Genomic DNA, 1,227 nt, shown 5'->3' with positions numbered 1-1,227 from the left:
TGGTTAAGTCCTCGATCTATTAGTATTCGTCAGCTCCACGTGTCACCACGCTTCCACCTCGAACCTATCAACCTGATCATCTTTCAGGGATCTTACTAGCTTAACGCTATGGGAAATCTCATCTTGAGGGGGGCTTCATGCTTAGATGCTTTCAGCACTTATCCCTTCCGCACATAGCTACCCAGCTATGCCCTTGGCAGAACAACTGGTACACCAGCGGTGCGTCCATCCCGGTCCTCTCGTACTAAGGACAGCTCCTCTCAAATTTCCTACGCCCACGACGGATAGGGACCGAACTGTCTCACGACGTTCTGAACCCAGCTCGCGTACCGCTTTAATGGGCGAACAGCCCAACCCTTGGGACCGACTACAGCCCCAGGATGCGATGAGCCGACATCGAGGTGCCAAACCTCCCCGTCGATGTGGACTCTTGGGGGAGATAAGCCTGTTATCCCCGGGGTAGCTTTTATCCGTTGAGCGATGGCCCTTCCATGCGGAACCACCGGATCACTAAGCCCGACTTTCGTCCCTGCTCGACTTGTAGGTCTCGCAGTCAAGCTCCCTTATGCCTTTGCACTCTACGAATGATTTCCAACCATTCTGAGGGAACCTTTGGGCGCCTCCGTTACTTTTTAGGAGGCGACCGCCCCAGTCAAACTGCCCACCTGACACTGTCTCCCGGGTCGATAAGACCCGTAGGTTAGAATTTCAATACAGCCAGGGCGGTATCCCACCAGCGCCTCCACCGAAGCTAGCGCTCCGGCTTCAAAGGCTCCCGCCTATCCTGTACAAGCTGTACCAAAATTCAATATCAGGCTACAGTAAAGCTCCACGGGGTCTTTCCGTCCTGTCGCGGGTAACCTGCATCTTCACAGGTACTATAATTTCACCGAGTCTCTGGTTGAGACAGTGCCCAAATCGTTACACCTTTCGTGCGGGTCGGAACTTACCCGACAAGGAATTTCGCTACCTTAGGACCGTTATAGTTACGGCCGCCGTTTACTGGGGCTTCAGTTCAGAGCTTCGCTTGCGCTAACCCCTCTCCTTAACCTTCCAGCACCGGGCAGGTGTCAGCCCCTATACTTCGCCTTACGGCTTCGCAGAGACCTGTGTTTTTGCTAAACAGTCGCTTGGGCCTATTCACTGCGGCTTTCCGTTAAGAAAGCACCCCTTCTCCCGAAGTTACGGGGTCATTTTGCCGAGTTCCTTAACCAGAGTTCTCTCGCA

General features: G+C 53.8%; 1 rRNA gene (cut by a window edge). It reads right to left on the bottom strand.

Annotated elements, in window-relative coordinates:
* Positions 1–1,227, bottom strand: a 23S ribosomal RNA gene (locus tag ACIGHG_RS25595) (it continues 1,609 nt past the right edge of the window).

The sequence above is a fragment of the Bacillus sp. NPDC077411 genome (genome assembly GCF_044543425.1).
GTDB lineage: Bacteria > Bacillota > Bacilli > Bacillales > Bacillaceae_G > Bacillus_A > Bacillus_A bruguierae.
The sequence above is the reverse complement of the archived record's forward strand: the minus strand, read 5'-3'. Positions and strand labels throughout refer to the sequence as shown.